The sequence below is a fragment of the Pseudomonas sp. HP_14 genome, assembly GCF_055283875.1.
Genome location: NZ_JBTOQI010000001.1, coordinates 60465 through 76582, shown reverse-complemented (window position 1 = coordinate 76582; position 16118 = coordinate 60465). Strand labels below are relative to the sequence as shown.

Annotated in this window: 17 protein-coding genes; 6 read left to right on the top strand and 11 right to left on the bottom strand. The window is 49.2% G+C overall.

The annotated features are described in order from the left end of the window. Window positions 1–458: 458 nt before the first annotated feature. The 4 genes from ACYASS_RS00310 to ACYASS_RS00295 all read right to left on the bottom strand — a co-directional run bounded on the left by ACYASS_RS00310 (window position 459) and on the right by ACYASS_RS00295 (window position 3081). Window positions 459–1694: a hypothetical protein gene (locus ACYASS_RS00310; RefSeq protein ID WP_463584603.1), complete on the bottom strand. Its 1236-nt coding sequence runs from the start codon at window positions 1692–1694 to the stop codon at window positions 459–461. 49 nt (window positions 1695–1743) lie between these two features. Further along, on the bottom strand, window positions 1744–1899 hold the full coding sequence (locus ACYASS_RS00305; protein ID WP_463584602.1) for a hypothetical protein: 156 nt from the start codon (window positions 1897–1899) through the stop codon (window positions 1744–1746). 289 nt (window positions 1900–2188) lie between these two features. Continuing rightward, entirely contained in the window at window positions 2189–2413 is a 225-nt protein-coding gene (locus ACYASS_RS00300; RefSeq protein WP_463584601.1) for a hypothetical protein, read from the bottom strand. Between the two features lie 230 nt (window positions 2414–2643). After that, window positions 2644–3081, bottom strand: a complete 438-nt coding sequence (locus tag ACYASS_RS00295; RefSeq protein WP_463584600.1) for a hypothetical protein — start codon at window positions 3079–3081, stop codon at window positions 2644–2646. A gap of 500 nt (window positions 3082–3581) precedes the next feature. Between ACYASS_RS00295 and ACYASS_RS00290 the strand changes: the two genes are divergently transcribed. The 5 genes from ACYASS_RS00290 to ACYASS_RS00270 all read left to right on the top strand — a co-directional run bounded on the left by ACYASS_RS00290 (window position 3582) and on the right by ACYASS_RS00270 (window position 10525). After that, window positions 3582–3947 (top strand): histone-like nucleoid-structuring protein, MvaT/MvaU family, encoded by a 366-nt coding sequence (locus ACYASS_RS00290; protein ID WP_463584599.1) that lies wholly within the window; start codon window positions 3582–3584, stop codon window positions 3945–3947. Between the two features lie 623 nt (window positions 3948–4570). After that, complete coding sequence (locus ACYASS_RS00285) at window positions 4571–5620, top strand: ComEC/Rec2 family competence protein (RefSeq protein ID WP_463584598.1); 1050 nt, start codon at window positions 4571–4573, stop codon at window positions 5618–5620. 1 nt (window position 5621) lies between these two features. Continuing rightward, complete coding sequence (locus ACYASS_RS00280) at window positions 5622–6884, top strand: ABC-three component system protein (protein ID WP_463584597.1); 1263 nt, start codon at window positions 5622–5624, stop codon at window positions 6882–6884. Further along, the gene (locus ACYASS_RS00275) at window positions 6868–7413 is read left to right on the top strand and encodes an ABC-three component system middle component 1 (RefSeq protein ID WP_463584596.1); all 546 of its coding nucleotides are present in this window, start codon (window positions 6868–6870) and stop codon (window positions 7411–7413) included. The genes ACYASS_RS00280 and ACYASS_RS00275 overlap by 17 nt, the downstream gene beginning before the upstream one ends. Continuing rightward, complete coding sequence (locus ACYASS_RS00270; protein WP_463584595.1) at window positions 7394–10525, top strand: AAA family ATPase; 3132 nt, start codon at window positions 7394–7396, stop codon at window positions 10523–10525. Before ACYASS_RS00275 ends, ACYASS_RS00270 begins: the two co-directional genes overlap by 20 nt. Before the next feature lie 209 nt (window positions 10526–10734). Here ACYASS_RS00270 and ACYASS_RS00265 read toward each other — a convergent pair whose 3' ends face one another. Together ACYASS_RS00265 and ACYASS_RS00260 are read right to left on the bottom strand one after the other, a co-directional pair. After that, on the bottom strand, window positions 10735–11373 hold the full coding sequence (locus tag ACYASS_RS00265; RefSeq protein ID WP_463584594.1) for an HNH endonuclease: 639 nt from the start codon (window positions 11371–11373) through the stop codon (window positions 10735–10737). Beyond that, complete coding sequence (locus ACYASS_RS00260) at window positions 11370–12848, bottom strand: AAA family ATPase (protein WP_463584593.1); 1479 nt, start codon at window positions 12846–12848, stop codon at window positions 11370–11372. Before ACYASS_RS00260 ends, ACYASS_RS00265 begins: the two co-directional genes overlap by 4 nt. A gap of 144 nt (window positions 12849–12992) precedes the next feature. Here ACYASS_RS00260 and ACYASS_RS00255 point away from each other — a divergent pair, with 144 nt between their 5' ends. After that, window positions 12993–13223, top strand: a complete 231-nt coding sequence (locus tag ACYASS_RS00255) for an AbrB/MazE/SpoVT family DNA-binding domain-containing protein (RefSeq protein ID WP_459730015.1) — start codon at window positions 12993–12995, stop codon at window positions 13221–13223. Between the two features lie 134 nt (window positions 13224–13357). Here the strand turns inward: ACYASS_RS00255 and ACYASS_RS00250 are convergent, their stop codons facing one another. From ACYASS_RS00250 to ACYASS_RS00230, 5 genes are all read right to left on the bottom strand, one after another. Next, entirely contained in the window at window positions 13358–13585 is a 228-nt protein-coding gene (locus ACYASS_RS00250; RefSeq protein ID WP_463584592.1) for an AbrB/MazE/SpoVT family DNA-binding domain-containing protein, read from the bottom strand. 77 nt (window positions 13586–13662) lie between these two features. Further along, the gene (locus ACYASS_RS00245; protein ID WP_463584591.1) at window positions 13663–13944 is read right to left on the bottom strand and encodes a hypothetical protein; all 282 of its coding nucleotides are present in this window, start codon (window positions 13942–13944) and stop codon (window positions 13663–13665) included. Window positions 13945–14002: 58 nt separating this feature from the next. After that, window positions 14003–14926: a Kiwa anti-phage protein KwaB-like domain-containing protein gene (locus ACYASS_RS00240; RefSeq protein WP_463584590.1), complete on the bottom strand. Its 924-nt coding sequence runs from the start codon at window positions 14924–14926 to the stop codon at window positions 14003–14005. Between the two features lie 3 nt (window positions 14927–14929). Beyond that, window positions 14930–15508 (bottom strand): hypothetical protein, encoded by a 579-nt coding sequence (locus ACYASS_RS00235; RefSeq protein WP_463584589.1) that lies wholly within the window; start codon window positions 15506–15508, stop codon window positions 14930–14932. A gap of 251 nt (window positions 15509–15759) precedes the next feature. Next, complete coding sequence (locus ACYASS_RS00230) at window positions 15760–16077, bottom strand: DUF7693 family protein (protein ID WP_463584588.1); 318 nt, start codon at window positions 16075–16077, stop codon at window positions 15760–15762. Between the last annotated feature and the right edge of the window lie 41 nt (window positions 16078–16118).

Here is a 16118-nt window from a genome sequence, read left to right as displayed (position 1 = left end):
TTGAGTTTTCCGCCAATAACTACCGTTATTGGCGGGAAATGGCGCGTCTCCTGGGGCTGATGTACGGGCCGGTGGCTAAACGTCAATTGGATCAGCAGCCTCGCAGCTATGGGATGTCAAGCTGTCGTTCTGGCTCCGTGATCGGGCACCCGAAGCGTTGCGCAAGTGTCCGGCAGCTAACTTCTCAACGCGGCGAAAATGTCGCGCAGAACGTTTCCGCGCTATGTGATTCAGCTCCGCGGCGGACGATCCTGGGCATCGGATCAAAGAGGTAGGGGGGGCCGCGCGACTGGCCAAACACGGCTGATGAGTACCTACGGAGGCACCGTAGGCGGCAACGTTTCTAGGCCTCCAAACTCACCTGCATTTTGGCGCGAGGGGTGGAGCGATTGATCACTGATCGTTTCAATAGAGGCTAGCCAGTGACGATCAAAACTCCGAGCTCCCTGATAGCTGATTCAGTTAGTGGCCTGGTAGAACAAGCGGCTGTCGAATTGCTGCTCAAAAAAAGCAGGCAAAGACTCGAAGTCTCCATCCCAGCCGCCTTTCCGGTGCAACCCCAGTAACGAGTCGAAGCGCAAGACCCACTTTTTCTTCCCGAGCTTGCCGGCAAGTGCCAAGGCCTCAGGCAGGACATGCTTGAATACATCAGCCTCTCTCCCTACACCGTGGTTGTAGGCGGCTTGGTAGTATTTCATAGCCTCTTCGTTGCGCCCTGACAGCACCAAGAAACGACCGCGAAGCCAATCGATAATGTGATACGTCTGCGAGGCAATGGGCGCCCAGGTTTTTTCTAGGCGGCCCAACATGTCTTCGACGGCTGCCGCGTCTCTTGGGATGGATGGATCGTAGAGCGCTTTCCTCAGTGCAGAGATGGGTCGATCCGGGCCGATATTGAGGCCCTGCACTCGATCCATCTTTCGTTGTCGCTTAAGCCAAAAGAAAGCTTCTTCGCATGTTGGGGCGTCGTCAGGAAGGCTCAGGAAATTCGCGATTGCCTCGCGAGACTGCTTAGGCGTCCTTCCCAGCAGCCTTGCTGCCACAATCCACAGTTTTGGGCCGAACTCCGAGCCCAGACCGAGCGCCCGCAATATCTCGTCCGCCCTATCTAGATTCGGTACTCCTGGGCCGTTCAGCCACCCATCGAGAGTGTCTCTGCAATTGTCGGGATCGATATCGTTTGTGGCTGCACGGTACTCGCAGATCTTTGCGTAGTCTTTTGCACCCCAAGTACACAACGCTTTCACGAGGCAACCGAACGGGGCTGCGTCCAACAAAATTTTTTCCAGTGCTACGATCGGGAGAGCACAGTGGATCATTCTCAAGGTAACGCTCGCACCGAACGCAAAAATGGTCGGCCAAAGCAGGCTCATCATGTCACGCCGGTCGAGAAGGCCTGCTTCATGTTTTGGAATTAGTGCAGCGTAGTATTCAAGCCAACGGCGAAAGCTCAAAAAAATGGTGTTGGCGAGTGCCTCATCACCGATGAATGTCGCCAGACGCTTTTCGAGCGCCAACAGGATGGTGCTGGGGATTTCGATTGGGTCAAGAGCAGGTCGCTTACGTTCATCCTTGTAAGCCTTCAAATCATCATACAGGCCAGTATTCTCCGTCGAGAGTACCAACCCGCTACGAGTGGCGAGTTCGTAGACGACTTCACCGATGGATGGGTAGGGTGAGACTGGGAGTTTCATTCAATCACCTAGCCCAAGGAGGCAGTCCTCCTTGGACACCTAGCCTTAGTTATTTTGTTGTTTTATCTGCAGCTCTTGCTGCCCGGGCAGCGAAGCTTTCCGCCGGGATAGTGCCTCCATTTTCCCTCGCCGTCGCTTCGTAGATTCGGGCTTTGGCTTCTTGCGTCATCGGTTTTGGTTTGCTTGCAGACGGTTTTTTGGACATAAGCTTGCTCCTTGGAAAGTCAGAATTGAACGCTTGTGCGTTGGAGCTGACTTTATGGATCTCCTTGAGTCTGGTCAGGGGGGACAATTCGGAAAAACTGAGAAAACACACCGCGTCACTCTCATCGTGCTGGTCTGCGTAGTGTCTCAACATAAAAGGGCAGCAGCTCACTCGGCTACCGAAAGCTTCAGCTCTACTGAAAGGTGAAGCCCTTTGAAGGGAGGTTCAGCAGCACGACGCCGTCTCCAGCCTACGCCCCGCCATTTTTACTAGCACGCAATTGACCCGTTTAGTGTGCTCTCGGTCGAGCCGCCTTCAGCGTCTTCAGTTCGGCTGTCAGAGCATCATTCATCGCTACCAAAGTGCGTGCGTCGCCTTTCAGCTTCCTGATGTCTGCCCAGGCTTCGTGGAGTTCATCGAGTAGCAGCAGGCACTGATGCTGGTAGCTCTCCAGCTCAGTAGGCACACCGAGATCAAAGAGGGAATTTTGTGGGATGGCGGTTGAGTCGGTCATAGGAAATACCAAAGGAGTACAAATGTGCTCCTGCTAGGTTAGCGTCTGATACTGGATGGATCAACAGCAATCCGATGATTGAATAGAGCAGAAGTGACGTGGGGCAAACCGCCTGCCAGTCGCAATACTTGGCTCAAATATCTTCATCAGCGCCCATCATCGTGACGCACTACGCACTACGCACTACGCTGCTCCCGCGCATAAGACTGACATCGCACCGTCGAGATGGCTCAGAGCTTGGTCACGCTTAGAATCGCATCTGGCTCGATTCGCTGAGCTTCAGCGTCGAAGCAGGTATTGGCGTAAGAGGAAAATTCCTCATTGTTGATCTCGCCCCAGCAATAGAGCAGAGCGACGCCCAGAAGATGATTATCTAGTACCTTGGCGGAGCGGAATTTCACAATGCACTTGTTCAGGCCCTCGCACACTACCGCCATTATCGATTCGCCGAAGCGACGTTCGTAGCCGTTACAGATGTCCTCGATGATCTCGGGCACGTGCAAGTAGTCGTGGTTTGACACCTTGGCAGAATGAAATGCCACCTCGCGGACAAGCATGGCGTAAGGGCCATGATGAAAAGGATCTCCACTTTTGAGGCCATACTGAAAGTCCCCGACCCCTTCGCACCGGAGCGTCGCCAGATTGTCCTTGCGTAAAGGCGTATCCATGAGTGCGCCTAGCGTCCCCCAGATGTCATCGAGGATTGCGCCAAGCGGCAGTATTCCGTTCGCAAAGTCAGTACCAGGGCTTACGCGGGTCAGGTGGAACCAGCACACCTCGCTCAAGCGTTTAGACTGAGCGTCCAACTTTTGCTTGCACGTTTCGAGTAGTTAGGTGTCTGGGGAGCAATGGATCAACCCGGTATCATATTCAGCCTCCAAATCTATGCTTCGAAGTAGGGCCTTGATGCGTCGTACCGGAACCGCGAAAATCTCAGAAAGGCTGCTAATGGTATGGACGGTGTACTGCAGGTGATTCGAGTTGCGCCATCGACAAAAACGCTTGGGATACCGGCATAGCTTAATTATCTCGAATTATGGCTCAGCCATAATTATTACTGAGCCATAATTTTTGCCTTCTCCATATCAGTTCAGTTGTCGCCAGTAGCGCCTGTAGCGATGATCGATTTGAAATATACTGTTAGGCAACTACCTAAAAGAGATCCGTCATGTCTAAGCTCGCTGAATTCCGCCAACTCGAAAAACACCTGGCTGAGCAGCTCCAAGCTCTCGAAGCCCTGAAGGGTGATGCTGGCCTCAAGAAAGAAATCGAATTTGAGACCAAGCTGCGGGCTCTGTTAGCCGAGTACGGCTACAGCCTGCCGAACGTGATCAACCTGCTTGATCCGAAGTCCGGCCGTCGCGCACCAGCAGCCGAGTCCAAGACAAGCACTCGCAAGCCACGTCAGCTGAAGGTGTATAAAAACCCTCACACTGGCGAAGTCGTCGAAACCAAAGGCGGCAATCACAAAACGCTGAAGGAATGGAAAGCTGAGCACGGCTCTGACACCGTTGAGTCCTGGCTGACCAAGTGATCTTGGTTTGAGTACAAAAGGGCCCTTCGAGGGCCCTTTTCATTTGCAGTATCGAGCTCAGTAGCCGAGTCCTCAACCGGAGTTTTGGCTATCTTCTACACCTCGCTCATATGCTTTTCGCAAACCTTCGACAGAGGGCAAAGATGATGAATTCAAGCTGGGCAGGTCAGGTGACGCATGTGAGTGGGACGTGTAGTGAGCTCGAAATCTTAGGCTATTGCCCGCCGTCTTGGCGTTCAAGAGGCCAGGCTGATCGTCACTGCAAGCGAACGCATACGGGTATTTCACCGTCGGCGGTTTCGACCACACCTTGCTGCCCGGAGTCGAGTATGAGGATTACGGCTGCCGGTCGATCATCCAACATGAGGGTGGCTTTCCTTCGCGCGATCCCGTTGCCCCAAAGTCGATCGAGCCTTCGTTGAACCCATCGATCCTCTGAATACGTGGCACCGTATTTGTCGCACTTTGGCTGGAAACAGTGACTCCAATGAGTACGAGGGTGAAGTACTCCTCGAGCGACCTCGCCTTTGCTTGGAACTTTTTCCGTGAAGCGGTATGTTACTGGCCATCTGATAGTGTGGGCGCTGGCTTTTTGCTGGCGGCGTGTCGGACAGGGAGGTTGAATGGGCATCCGCGTACGTGCTTTGCAGGCAAACCACGGGGATTGCATTCTCGTCACTCACGATGGCCCGGAAGGTGTGTTCAACCTTCTAATCGATGGTGGTAACGCGAGTACTTTCAAATACGGGCCGCAAGGACGTATGAAGGGAGAGCTCTGCAAGATACTTGATGAGCTAAAATCAAAAGGCCAGCAGCTAGACTTGGTAATCTTGACGCATATTGATGATGATCACATCGGTGGCCTACTCAGAGCTTTTAAAGCACCGGGGTATCTTGACCAAATGGTAAAATCCATTTGGTTCAACTCATCGAGGTTGATTACAAAACACTTTGATGTACCCGAAATACCTGAAAACGACATATATGTTAACGATGCTTCCCCGAACACTAGTGTCAGGCAAGGTAAGGAACTTGAAAAGCTTCTGGATGAAATAGGCTGCGAGCGTGCGCCCATAATCATGGCAGGGCAAACAATCGTTAAAGGCCCATTCACGTTCAATATTTTGTCACCAAATCAAAAGCAGCTTCGCAAACTTCTCTGCGTATGGCCGGAAGAAAAAGCTTCTCCCGACACATCAGCGGAAGACACAGACTATTCATTGGCTTTGGAGGAGTTTTGGGCGGACGATATTTTTGAATCTGACAACTCAATCGCTAACGGAAGTTCCATCGCTTTCCTGCTTCAGGCTGATAATCACGCTATGCTTTTCCTTGGTGACGCCCATGACGGGACAGTAGTGGATAGTCTGAGTCGCCTTGGTTATGCCGAGCAGAAAAAATTAAAGCTTGACCTGCTGAAGGTCTCGCATCACGGGAGTGAATACAACACTAGTTCAAAGTTTCTCGGAATGGTGTGCTCTGATCGATACATTATTTCCACTAATGGATCGAAGCACGGACTCCCCAACAAAAGAACTGTCGCAAGAATACTCGCCGCGAGCGAAGGCAGAATTTGTTTTAACTATCAGAAAGTCGCGGGTTGGGTGTTATTGCCGGACGAGAAAGTTAAATACTCCAAACGTTTGGAAGTAGTAAGCAAAATAGAGCTTTAACATGACAACTGATGAGTTGATAGTTTCGTATGCTGTGAAGGTGAATGAGGGGAGCGGTGTGCTTGTCAGCGCCCTATCCCAAGAGTATTCATACGTTTTTACAGCGAAGCACGTTCTGGGTGATGTTAATGTTATTACCCGGAGTGGTCATTCCTTGAGCGTGATGAATAAGCCATATTTACATCCGGATCTGGACTGCGCGGTGATTCAAGTAGAGTTCCAGACGGATGTGAGGCAGCGTAACTGGATGGGAGAGATTTCGGCAGGCGCAGCATTTTCATTTGTAGGGTATCCAAAAACTAATTTTGGTACTGAATCACCTTACAAGGTCTATACGGGTCAACGTAACAGTGTTGTGAATAATGTCGTGGTTTGTAATTTAGATAACAGCCCAACCCAAGATGCGATTACTGGGATGTCGGGCGGAGGTCTTTATCACGTCGTCAACGGCTATCCATATTTAGTTGGCGTCGAGTGCCGGATGGATGATGAAGATGAGGAGTTACGTTGGGGCCGTATCCGTTGTTATTCCCTAGCTATATTCGAAGAGATTATTGCTACTCACCACCTATCCTTGATTGCGCCCAGCTTTATGGAGTGTTTCTCACGATTGAGGGAGGAGATTTTTTATTTTAATGTCTCTAAGCCCGAAAACGTGCTGAAGCTCAATAAAAAGTTGAGTGAGTTTGCTGATTATCTAATAGAGCAAAGGTTGCCTCCGCCACATAGTCTCATGATGAGGTATCAGAGGAAGCTACTGGTAGGATTGGAGACTCCTGCTGCTGTATTAGATAAAAATCTCTGGGTTGCTTATTTTGAATTCTTAATTGTTTGTGCCCTAATAGACGAACCCCCCGTTATCGATGATGCCTATTTTAAGAGTTTGGACACTAGGCGTCGCTTCGTTTATTCGAGTAGCAGCTCGCACTGGATTAAACACTTGTCGGAAATGCTCAAGGCAGCACGTTCCTCGCTGGATGAGTGTGGAACCATGGTCATCAACTCACCTCAAGAGGAAGCTCCTCATCTCCCGGATGAGGACGACCTGAGTGAAATCATTGATGATATCGCGTCATCACCGAAACTCGGTAAGCTGTCGAGGATCGATGACGTACACGGAGAGGTTTATAGAACTTACACTGTTACGCATATGAAAGGCTTGCGGAACGAATATGTTGTGAAGAAACACCGAGAGTATGGGAAGGCGATGTCGAGCGCGCAGTTGGAGATATTCAGAGATTATTACAATGAAATTATCAAATAAAGCTCAAGACTTTGGCTTTCTTACATCCGAATTTGATGGGGTAAGGTTTGAGCTATTCACTTCAGATGAGTCTTTTCTGAGTTGTGTTGTTTGCTGGTTTCAGTCCTCAATTCAAGTGGTCGCATACTGGCAGGAATTGCAGAGTATAGTGTCAGTTAAGTTCAAGCCTGAAGGGCGGTATTCGAAATGGAACACCTACTTGGTGCTGCTTTGTTCAGATAGGTTGGATATTCGCGATAAGTATGTAATTCAAAACGATCGGTATGCCGCAAGGAAGATCGTGCTTGACGGGCTAGGTGAATTGCCCGACATAAACCTCGTTGAAAAAATGGTGAATGTTGAGCTGCTCGGCTCGGATCTTGAGCTTAAAGTCATGACAGATAATGTAAAAGAAGGTGTCGAAGTCCCCCTTGCATCATTGGTGAAAGGTGCGCCCTTGGGTGCGACGAGTACCGCGAAAGAGGAACGAAGCGCGATGATCGATAAACTAATTGAGTTTTTAGAAAAAAATGAAAATCAAAAAAGTTGAGATCGAAGGGTTTCGTGCCTATAAATTCAAGAAAGATGGCACGTTCGACTTCACTACTGACGGTGAACAACCCTCGAATTTTGTTGTTATTTATGCGCCAAATGGTTTCGGGAAAAGCTCTTTCTATGACGCCGTTGAATGGGCCCTCACGGATAACCTTGAGCGGTATACTGGCGACCATAATAAAAAGAATAATGCAATTGCAGCGCGGGGCACAAAGCAACTGCGAGTCGCCCAGAAGATTATTCGCAATAAGGAAGTACCCGATGAGATCGCCACTCAGGTCGCTGTCTCCACCACCATTAATACATTTACAAGAGTGCTGAAAAAAACCAGATCTGATTCAACTGATCTTATCTTGGGTGGGGCCAAGGGTAAAAAGGGTGAAGATGTCGAAATTTATAAAAGGATTATTCTTTCGCAAGATGCCATCGATCGTTTCCTGCGTGAGGCTAAGCCACAAGAGCGGTATGAATTATTCATGAGATTTTTTGGTGGAGAAGCCGAAGATCTCCGTCAAGAAATGACTGCTCTGCTGTCTGAGAACAAGCTACAACTCGATAGCTTGAAGTCCGAGCGTGAAAGTATCGAGCTTCAGCTCCAGGCACCGGTCGATAGTACTATTTTTGAGCAGTTCAACACGCTGGCGACTGAGTTGAATCTACAGGGTGAATACATCTCCCTCGTCGGTGAGGATTTCAGTGCTCAGATCGAACATCAAATATTGTCATCCATCGTGACTCGAAAGCATTCATTGAATGCTATGCATGCTGCGATGCAGCAACGACACGCCGCTTTATTTGAGCAGCTGTCGTATTTGCCAGAGTTGAAAAGTAATCTTGACATCATGGCAGGCCATAGCTCCTACTCAGCGCGGCTTTCAAAGGGGGTGCACGATTCCGTCAGATACCAAGCGCTGTCTGCTGCTCACAGTCAATATCTATCTGAATGGCAAGCAGCTAACGGCGAGTTGGGGCGGCTGGACGCGATTATCGACCAAATTCCGGTGTTTCTAACTGATGAAGTCGTTAGAAAAAACACAGCCGCTGAGCTAGCGGAGGTAGCTACGCAAAAAGCTCGCTTGGCCGCAGAGCTTAAAACAACAGAAAGCTCGGCCAGTCTTTTCAGTAAGTCGCTTGCTGAGGCCGATAAGAGGGCTTTAGGGCTCCATTCGATGATCTCCGGCAGCCCAGCGGTGTACTCGGAGATCGCTTCTCATGAAGCCGGCCTGGTTGGATTGAGATCAGATCTGAGCAGCAAGCTCACCTCCATCCAGCTAGATACGGCGAAACGGGCCAACATCGGTTCCGAGTTGAACAGGATTTCCGATCTGTCAATCGCCGTGGAAACCTTGGTACATGGGGACACAAGTGACCTAGGTCTAACCGAAGACTTTATCGATAAAGTTTACGCAGCTCACCAAGAGTTGGAAGCGTTGCGGTTGCATGATCAGTCGATCAAGAGTACGCAAGCTGCGCTTAGTCAACAGATGGAGGCGGTCGAGCGCCTCGTAGCTTTTGGGGTTTCATACCTTTCAAAATGGCCTACCAATACTTGTCCTTTGTGCCGAGTTCCTCATGAATCCCCAGATAGGTTGATCTCGGCAGTTAAGAACAACGATCTGCTTTCGCTGGTGGCAAGGCAAAACGCTCAGGAGTTAGAAAATGTCGCACTCCGCATAGAAGCTCTGTCGACCGAAATTGATCTCGGCGTTTCAGCAGCAAAGAATCGGCAGTCAGAACGGGTCGGATCGCTACGAAATCAGTTTAATGAGGTTAGCTCTCGAATTACTGCCGGTGAAAAAGCAAAAGCCGCGCTGGTGGCTAATATCGGCGCAACTGAGCAGGCTATTCAGGCGCTTCAGTTGAGGGTCTGGGGGGTTGACGCGCAAGAGTTGCGAAGCCGGGTAGATACGGAGCTTAAGGCGCTGTCAGAGGATATGCCTAAATTGGCCCAGCAGTTAGCTGTAGCTGAGGCACAGGTTGCCAACCTGGGATCTAAAATTCAGGAGCTCGATATTCGAGCGCTAGGGTTACGTAATCTGATTGAAGCGATCGTCTCGAAAGAGACATACAACAATGTGACATCCTTTGCTTCACAGGAAGCCTTGACTGAGTTCAATCAACTGATCTCACATTCTGCCCGAAGAAAAAATGAGCTCGCTGACAAGCTTGGTCAGGCCACTGAGCAGATGGCCAAGGTTTTGACCGAATGTAACGAACTCCAGAGCGTGATGCTTACTGAAGGTAACTGGATTGATTTCCAACTCTTGGTTTCAAAGGAGGATACTGCATCTAAACAACTCAATGCCGTCCAATCCTCCGTCAACAGTTTTATGCAAAGCGTCAACGCCCTTACTGATAAGACGTTAGAGCTGGATTTAGAATTTATTCAACGTGAGATTGAACTTGCCGAGCAGGCTCTATTAGATCAATCGAGCGCTCTGACCGCTAAAATCCAAAAGCTGGATCTGCTAACTGAGCAATTAAAGGCATTCAAACCATACTTTGAGAGTCTTCTTTTGCGAGATAGGCTCAACGAAGTCGAGCGTAAGCTCGCCCAGCACGGCATGGTCGATGAGCGCCTCAGCGCTGAGCGTGAAATTGTGGTCTCAAAGCTTCGTGAGAGAATTGAAGCGTTCTTTTTCACAGATTTGATAAATTCTATCTACAGTAAAATTGATCCGCACCCATCTTTCAAAACGGTTCAGTTCGTAGCGGACTTTCAAGCTGCGGATAAACCAGGTTTGAATATTGTTTTGCAGGATGAAACGGGTGATATAATTTCCCCAATGCTTTATTTTAGTGCCGCTCAGCTTAATATTTTAAGTCTTAGCGTTTTTCTGGCCAATGCTCTGCACGCTAAGGACAAAAGTGGAGTGCCACTCGATGTAATACTCATCGATGATCCTATTCAATCCATGGATTCCATCAACGTGCTCGCTACGATCGATCTACTCCGTAATGTCTCAGCGCGCTTCGATAAGCAAATTATCATCTCGACACATGATGAAAATTTCTTCGGCTTGCTCAAGAGGAAGATACCGACTGACGTTTTTGGCTCGAAGTTTCTGCAGCTAGAAAGTTTTGGTGTGGTGAGCCAGGCCCAGTAGTGGTAATGACATGTTTTGACGCGGATGGCGGGGCATTTTGTCGATGATGAAGCGCGTCGTCCGCGTCAGTCGGAAAGGCGTAAGCGGAAAATGGGAGTAGGCCTGTGGTTAAGGCCGAAACTGACCGATTGCTCCGTTCGGCGGAAGACCGTTGTCGACCCATATCGGTCGGTCATTTATGTTTAATACATTAGGAGTACTGAAGGGGGCTAATTTTGTTTATTTAATTGGAGTTCAATTAGCTCAAGCGCTAAGTCTGCTAGGTCTTGATCATCCTCAGCGTTGAATGCCGCATCTATTTCATCCTCAAAAGAATTGTCTGACGCGCTGCCACTCGCCCCAATGAAGTCCACAGTAAATCGTAGTAGATCACACAAGTAGATAGTGTACTTGCCTTTTTTGGTAACTGGCACGTACACAAATCTTCTGTGCTTTATGTGATCGGTATACTTGTCATAGTGAGGGTGGACAATCTTGAAGTCCTCTGATTTAGTTGGATATGTCCTCCTCCTAGTATTAACCAGCACCTCTTTGTCACCCTTGTGAGTATTGCAATCTGGACATGCTGCAGCAAGGTTTTTAGGTTCGAACATGAAATGGGCATATTTTGCCCTTGGCGCGATATGCTCGAGATCCCAGATTCGATGGTTTTTTGAGTTTTGATGCATGTTGCAATAGCAACAGTGGGTTTTCTGCTCTTCGATATAGTGTTCTTTTGCCCTTTTTTTTAGTTTTTCAAGTTCGGCGTGAGACCAGTAGTTTGGATCTTTTAGCTTGTCCTGGATAGCTTTGTAAGCGGAAACAAGAAGTTGGTCGGCTTTGCAGTAATCTACAGCTTTCGAAATCATTGTGAGTCCTCGACTTCATTTGCGACCTCTTGAAGGTTTAAAATGACCTGCGAGACAGAACTCTGTTCTTCTAGTTTAGGTAGTAGCGTCACAAGCCAATCTACTGTTTCTTGAAACTCCTCTGATTGCACTTTACCGTTTGCAGCTAGGCGAAGTGCTTTAATTATTTCCTGCTTTAGGTATAGGTTATTCTTTCCTGGGGTTTCGAAGGCGGTAGCAAGAATATGATCAGAGGATTTTCCAGATATATCCACTGACTCAATGTAGGAACTAGTGTTCTTTTCCATTGCTACGATGTTTGAAGTGTTGGCGTCAATGTCTGACAATATAAGTGGGGAGTGGGTAGCAATTACGTAGTGGCAGTTTTTATAGTCTGAAAATGTTTTGAGCAGTAAGTCAATATAGCCTGTCTGCCACTCGGGGTGCAGGCTTATTTCTGGCTCGTCAATTAATATGAGGCTGCCATCTTCAATGACGCCTGCTAATCCCAAGAATGCCGTCACAAGGCTGACTTCGCCAGAGCTAGCACTTTGAAGGTCAACCTTTACACCATCCTGCCGGGTTACTGTAACGTTCTCAATATGTAAAAAACGCAATCTCCTCAAGGGGGCTAAGAGAAAATATAGATCGCTTTCGCTTTCAGATAGATCAAAGTTGGCGTATAGCGAAATGTGGTTGTTCTCTGCTGTGTGCGTCAGTAGAGTTTCAGCTGCAGCGCTAACAAGCTCAATGTCCGTATTTTTATCATATCGACGAGAGTATTGTTCTAGTGTTTTTTTAATCAGCTCGCGATTGCCGCTTGCAAGTGCAGTAATTATGGGCGGGCGGAACCTATAACCGATTTCGATTTCTGGCTTAAAACCTAGGAAACTAAATATGCCAGCGATTCTTTTTAGGCTGTTTGTGTCTCTGGCGGAAGCGCTGAATAGTCCCTCTACTGCTTTCGAAATTGGCGCCAATGAGGAGGCTCGCCCCGTCCTATCTCGTAGACCAAGATATTCATAGCAGGTTGAATCTGCCCCGAAAAATTCGTCGCCACTCCAGTTGGATATTCTAAATTTGTCAAATGGCGTCGTCGTTAATGCGATGACTTTTTTCGGCGAGGGTACGCTGTATAGCTTTTCGGTTTTAATGCCATTTACAGTGGTCTGTAATTTACCGTTACGCGCAATAACTTCAACCAAGTTTTCGTCTGAAAGGTATTTTAGAATGGTCTCGGTTTTTGATCTTGAGGGGTATTTTTTTTCAGTGGTTAATTGGAAAAATGTCTCTGCAATAGAGGCTAAAAACCTGCTTTTACCAATGCCATTTTTGCCAATTAATACAGTTACCCAGGTTGAGTCATTCGTCGCCAAGTGATTCAGCGAGAACCGAATTGAATCAGAAGATTGGCTATCTGACTGCTGTGTGGGTTTTTGGGTGAAATGGACAGCGGCTTCGATTAGGCGGAAGCTCTTTGCTCTGCGTCCCAGCATGATGGATCTCAGTAAGTGCCAGACTGCTGGCTTGAGGCTATCATTACAATCGATTTCGGCAATTTAAGCTAGGTGGAAATCTCGTCTCCGACACCTTGGTGCACATCAAGCCAAGCTCTGGGAACGATGCCTATAGGTATCCTCATGGCTAGTGCCACTGTGAATTCTAAAGGCCAAATCACCATCCCTGTCCAGGTACGGGCTGCTCTAGGCCTGCAACCAGGGGATGAAATCGAATTCATCGACCTAAGGAATGGTCAGTTCGCCATCGTGGCTGCGACTTGCTCCGTTAAGCGACTGAAAGGCTTGATTCGTAAGCCGAAGGTCATCGTGAGCATCGATGACATGAACGCGGTTTTTGCGCTGAAAGAGTAAATGCTCGTCGATTGCGTTTCACAAGAAGGAGGGCTTGCTAAGGTTTGTCTCGCGCTTCCTTCCAAGGCAGCTTCTGAGACGGGTTGTTGCTATCGCGTATTCGGGCCTTAGGCCCGGCTCGTCGAGTGACTGTTTTATCTCACCTCGGCGTTACCAGGCTGTCCGCTATCCCAAACTTCAACAAGCTCGTCTATTCGATCCGCAATCTGAGGCATTTTCGATAGGACAAGGCAGCGTGTATTGCCGACAAACTCCTCGATCAGATAAAGCGAGTCGCCAACATCGAGCTCCAGTTCCTGTAGCGCCTCATCGGGAATGCGAATCGCACCGTCACCATCCCATTCTTCGATCATGATTTTCATAGGTGGCTTTCTCACGTGTGGTCTCCAGTGGTTGTGAATCGCCAAGCCGCTCAATGCCCGTAGAATCTCGGCGACACTTACAGACCTGGATAATCATCAAGCCTTAGGCTAGGGGCATCTCCGTCTTCCGGCTCGCGCTTGGGCGTATGTATCACTCCAGCTTCGGCGTCTGCACGCATCTGCTTGAGCTCTTTGTGAAATGCCTTGTCCTGAACCGTAGGTTTGCTGGTGTACGGTTTTCGGTCAGGTACAGGCTGGGCTGCATAAGTCGTTACCGCGTCTGGGTCGTGCTGCAGCTTTTCTTGAACTTGCGATTCCAGCATTGCACGTAGCGCGTCTTTGTCCGGACGGTTCAGCAATTTGTTACTCCTATTCGTAAGCCAGGTGAAAGTACCAAGCCTACTCGGCCGCAACATCTCATGCGATAGGGTTAGCCGAAGGTACGTCAAAGTCGTGCCCGGTCAGCTCCGAATGAAGCCGGTGATTCAACAAAACTTGAATGATTGCGCGCACCGACTCGGCGGATGGAACAATCTTGCCATTGTCGTCGAATATTATATTCCACTGCCGCTCGCGGTTGACTAGACGCAGTTTTTCCATGAAGCCTACGTCGTTGTAGTACGCACGTTCCTGTACCACCGCCATCCTGCGCAAGTGCATGGTATTGCTGCCTACATGGTCAACCAAGACGGCCATGTCAGAGAAGATGGCCTGAAAGCCTGCGTCAGCCCGTAGCTCGGTGAACGAAGTGACGTAGGTTTGTTTGTACTCCAGGATCGATTCGAAGTTGCCTTTGTTTGTGACCAAAATGTCAGTATTGAGAGCGAAGAAATCAAACCGTTTTGGAATGATGAACGCTTCATCACCTGCCAGGTCGAGCTGGTTGCGGTTGAGCACAAGGTTAAGAACATGTGCCCGTTTTTTCACCTTCCAGTCGTTCCCAAGTCGGCATACGCAATGGAGCGTGTCCGTGCCGATGGTCAGGCGAACGAGATAGCCTAGGCTTCCTTCCAGATCAGAGATGGCCTCAATGAGATGCTCCTCGGGTGGGTTGCTGACGAGATCCTCCAACTGCGGGAAAATCGTCTCATCGGATTCAAGATAGAGACAGGAGCTCTCGTTAATCGTCGCGATGAGGCTGTAATCATCGACCTCAGTGCACCGATCGATCCATTGTCGGGCAATTCGCTTGAGCTCAATCTCCAGTTCGGGCGTTGCAACCACCGAGGATGCTCGGAATTTGGCGGTTTTGCTGGTGCTCTTTCTGAACGCCCAAATGCTCACTGTAGCGTTTAACAGATCTAGACCCCGTAACTTATTCAACGCTTCAACTGCAGCCATCGCTTACTCCTTTTTTGTGAGAACGTATATTCCATGGATGACACAGGAGCTTAATTTGTCTCCCGGGTAAACCTTTGTCTTCGCAAGCGCAATCACGCTGCGCTCCTTGCCGGACGTAATCACCTCCAGCTCATGTAGTTGCCAGCCAATCGCCAAGAGCAGCGGATTCATGAGAATTTGTCCTGATCGATAAGTGATGAGAAACATCCAGATCAAGAACACAAGGAAGCCGTAGAACTTGCCATCGCTGCCTAGATCAAGGCCCATGAACGAGACAACGTAGGGAAAGACGTAATTGATAAGGTCATTGGGAACAGTCTTCGCTTCCTTGACCGTTAGCTCATGGTCGGCCGGCAAGGTTTTGAGCACCCAAGTGAAGAAAGCGAGGCTGATCAGGCAAATGGTGAATAGTGTCAGCGAGCGACCTGGGTTCATCAGGGCGGGCAGGGTGCAATCTTGAAGCGACCAGCAGATTGATTTCTTCCAAGTAGAGTCAGAGACGTCTTGGAGTAGCAGGATCACGCTCAGCGGGAAGTAGGAGCCTAGGAACAGGAAAATAGCCGGAAGGATCTTTACCTTCATTTCGCCCGCTCCTTGGTGTGCTGATCAGTGATGCTCGATCACTTACTATGGCTCTGTGCCACTGAAAAGGAAAACGAAGAATCACATGTTCCCATGTCGGGCCAGCTGTCATCGATCAAGGAGTACGACTTAGCCACCAAATCCTGGAATCATTTGGGTCACCTTGCAGGTTAAAAATTCTGGCAGTATTGGATGCAGATTTCGAGGTGGGTGAAGTGGCCAAACATTCACCTGCCGTTTTGCATGCATGCTCAGAGCCCAGCGAGCAGTCGCTCAAGCTGTTCTCGCTCCCAGGCGCTCAATAGCTCGACAGGATCAGCTCCGTCTCTCTGCCAGAGTTCAAGTGTACCGACTCGGCCATCAGGCGACCTGCAGTACTCGCAGTAGTCCAGGGTGTCACAGTCATTGAAGAGTGTGAGCTGCCAGCCATCTATCTCCACGGGCATGAGGCCGTGATAAATCTCGCTCCAGGACTGCGTGGAGCTTCGCGTCAAGATGCGTTTACCGAGTGCGACGTCCGTCAGCATCTGGCAGACCTCGCGGGCGGAGAGAGGAGAGGTTGTGTTCAAATCATTCTAGGCTCGAGTCATCGTTTGCCCGGCTAAGCGGT

What these genes read in the sequence shown, in the direction of transcription:
- ACYASS_RS00305 (WP_463584602.1), bottom strand. Translation starts at nt 1,899, where the DNA reads ATGTCCAAAAAACCGTCTGCAAGCAAACCAAAACCGATGACGCAAGAA.
- ACYASS_RS00275 (WP_463584596.1), top strand. Translation starts at nt 6,868, where the DNA reads ATGAAATTATCAAATAAAGCTCAAGACTTTGGCTTTCTTACATCCGAA.
- ACYASS_RS00300 (WP_463584601.1), bottom strand. Translation starts at nt 2,413, where the DNA reads ATGACCGACTCAACCGCCATCCCACAAAATTCCCTCTTTGATCTCGGT.
- ACYASS_RS00295 (WP_463584600.1), bottom strand. Translation starts at nt 3,081, where the DNA reads ATGGATACGCCTTTACGCAAGGACAATCTGGCGACGCTCCGGTGCGAA.
- ACYASS_RS00265 (WP_463584594.1), bottom strand. Translation starts at nt 11,373, where the DNA reads ATGATTTCGAAAGCTGTAGATTACTGCAAAGCCGACCAACTTCTTGTT.
- ACYASS_RS00310 (WP_463584603.1), bottom strand. Translation starts at nt 1,694, where the DNA reads ATGAAACTCCCAGTCTCACCCTACCCATCCATCGGTGAAGTCGTCTAC.
- ACYASS_RS00255 (WP_459730015.1), top strand. Translation starts at nt 12,993, where the DNA reads ATGGCTAGTGCCACTGTGAATTCTAAAGGCCAAATCACCATCCCTGTC.
- ACYASS_RS00290 (WP_463584599.1), top strand. Translation starts at nt 3,582, where the DNA reads ATGTCTAAGCTCGCTGAATTCCGCCAACTCGAAAAACACCTGGCTGAG.
- ACYASS_RS00250 (WP_463584592.1), bottom strand. Translation starts at nt 13,585, where the DNA reads ATGAAAATCATGATCGAAGAATGGGATGGTGACGGTGCGATTCGCATT.
- ACYASS_RS00260 (WP_463584593.1), bottom strand. Translation starts at nt 12,848, where the DNA reads ATGCTGGGACGCAGAGCAAAGAGCTTCCGCCTAATCGAAGCCGCTGTC.
- ACYASS_RS00280 (WP_463584597.1), top strand. Translation starts at nt 5,622, where the DNA reads ATGACAACTGATGAGTTGATAGTTTCGTATGCTGTGAAGGTGAATGAG.
- ACYASS_RS00240 (WP_463584590.1), bottom strand. Translation starts at nt 14,926, where the DNA reads ATGGCTGCAGTTGAAGCGTTGAATAAGTTACGGGGTCTAGATCTGTTA.
- ACYASS_RS00285 (WP_463584598.1), top strand. Translation starts at nt 4,571, where the DNA reads ATGGGCATCCGCGTACGTGCTTTGCAGGCAAACCACGGGGATTGCATT.
- ACYASS_RS00270 (WP_463584595.1), top strand. Translation starts at nt 7,394, where the DNA reads ATGAAAATCAAAAAAGTTGAGATCGAAGGGTTTCGTGCCTATAAATTC.
- ACYASS_RS00235 (WP_463584589.1), bottom strand. Translation starts at nt 15,508, where the DNA reads ATGAAGGTAAAGATCCTTCCGGCTATTTTCCTGTTCCTAGGCTCCTAC.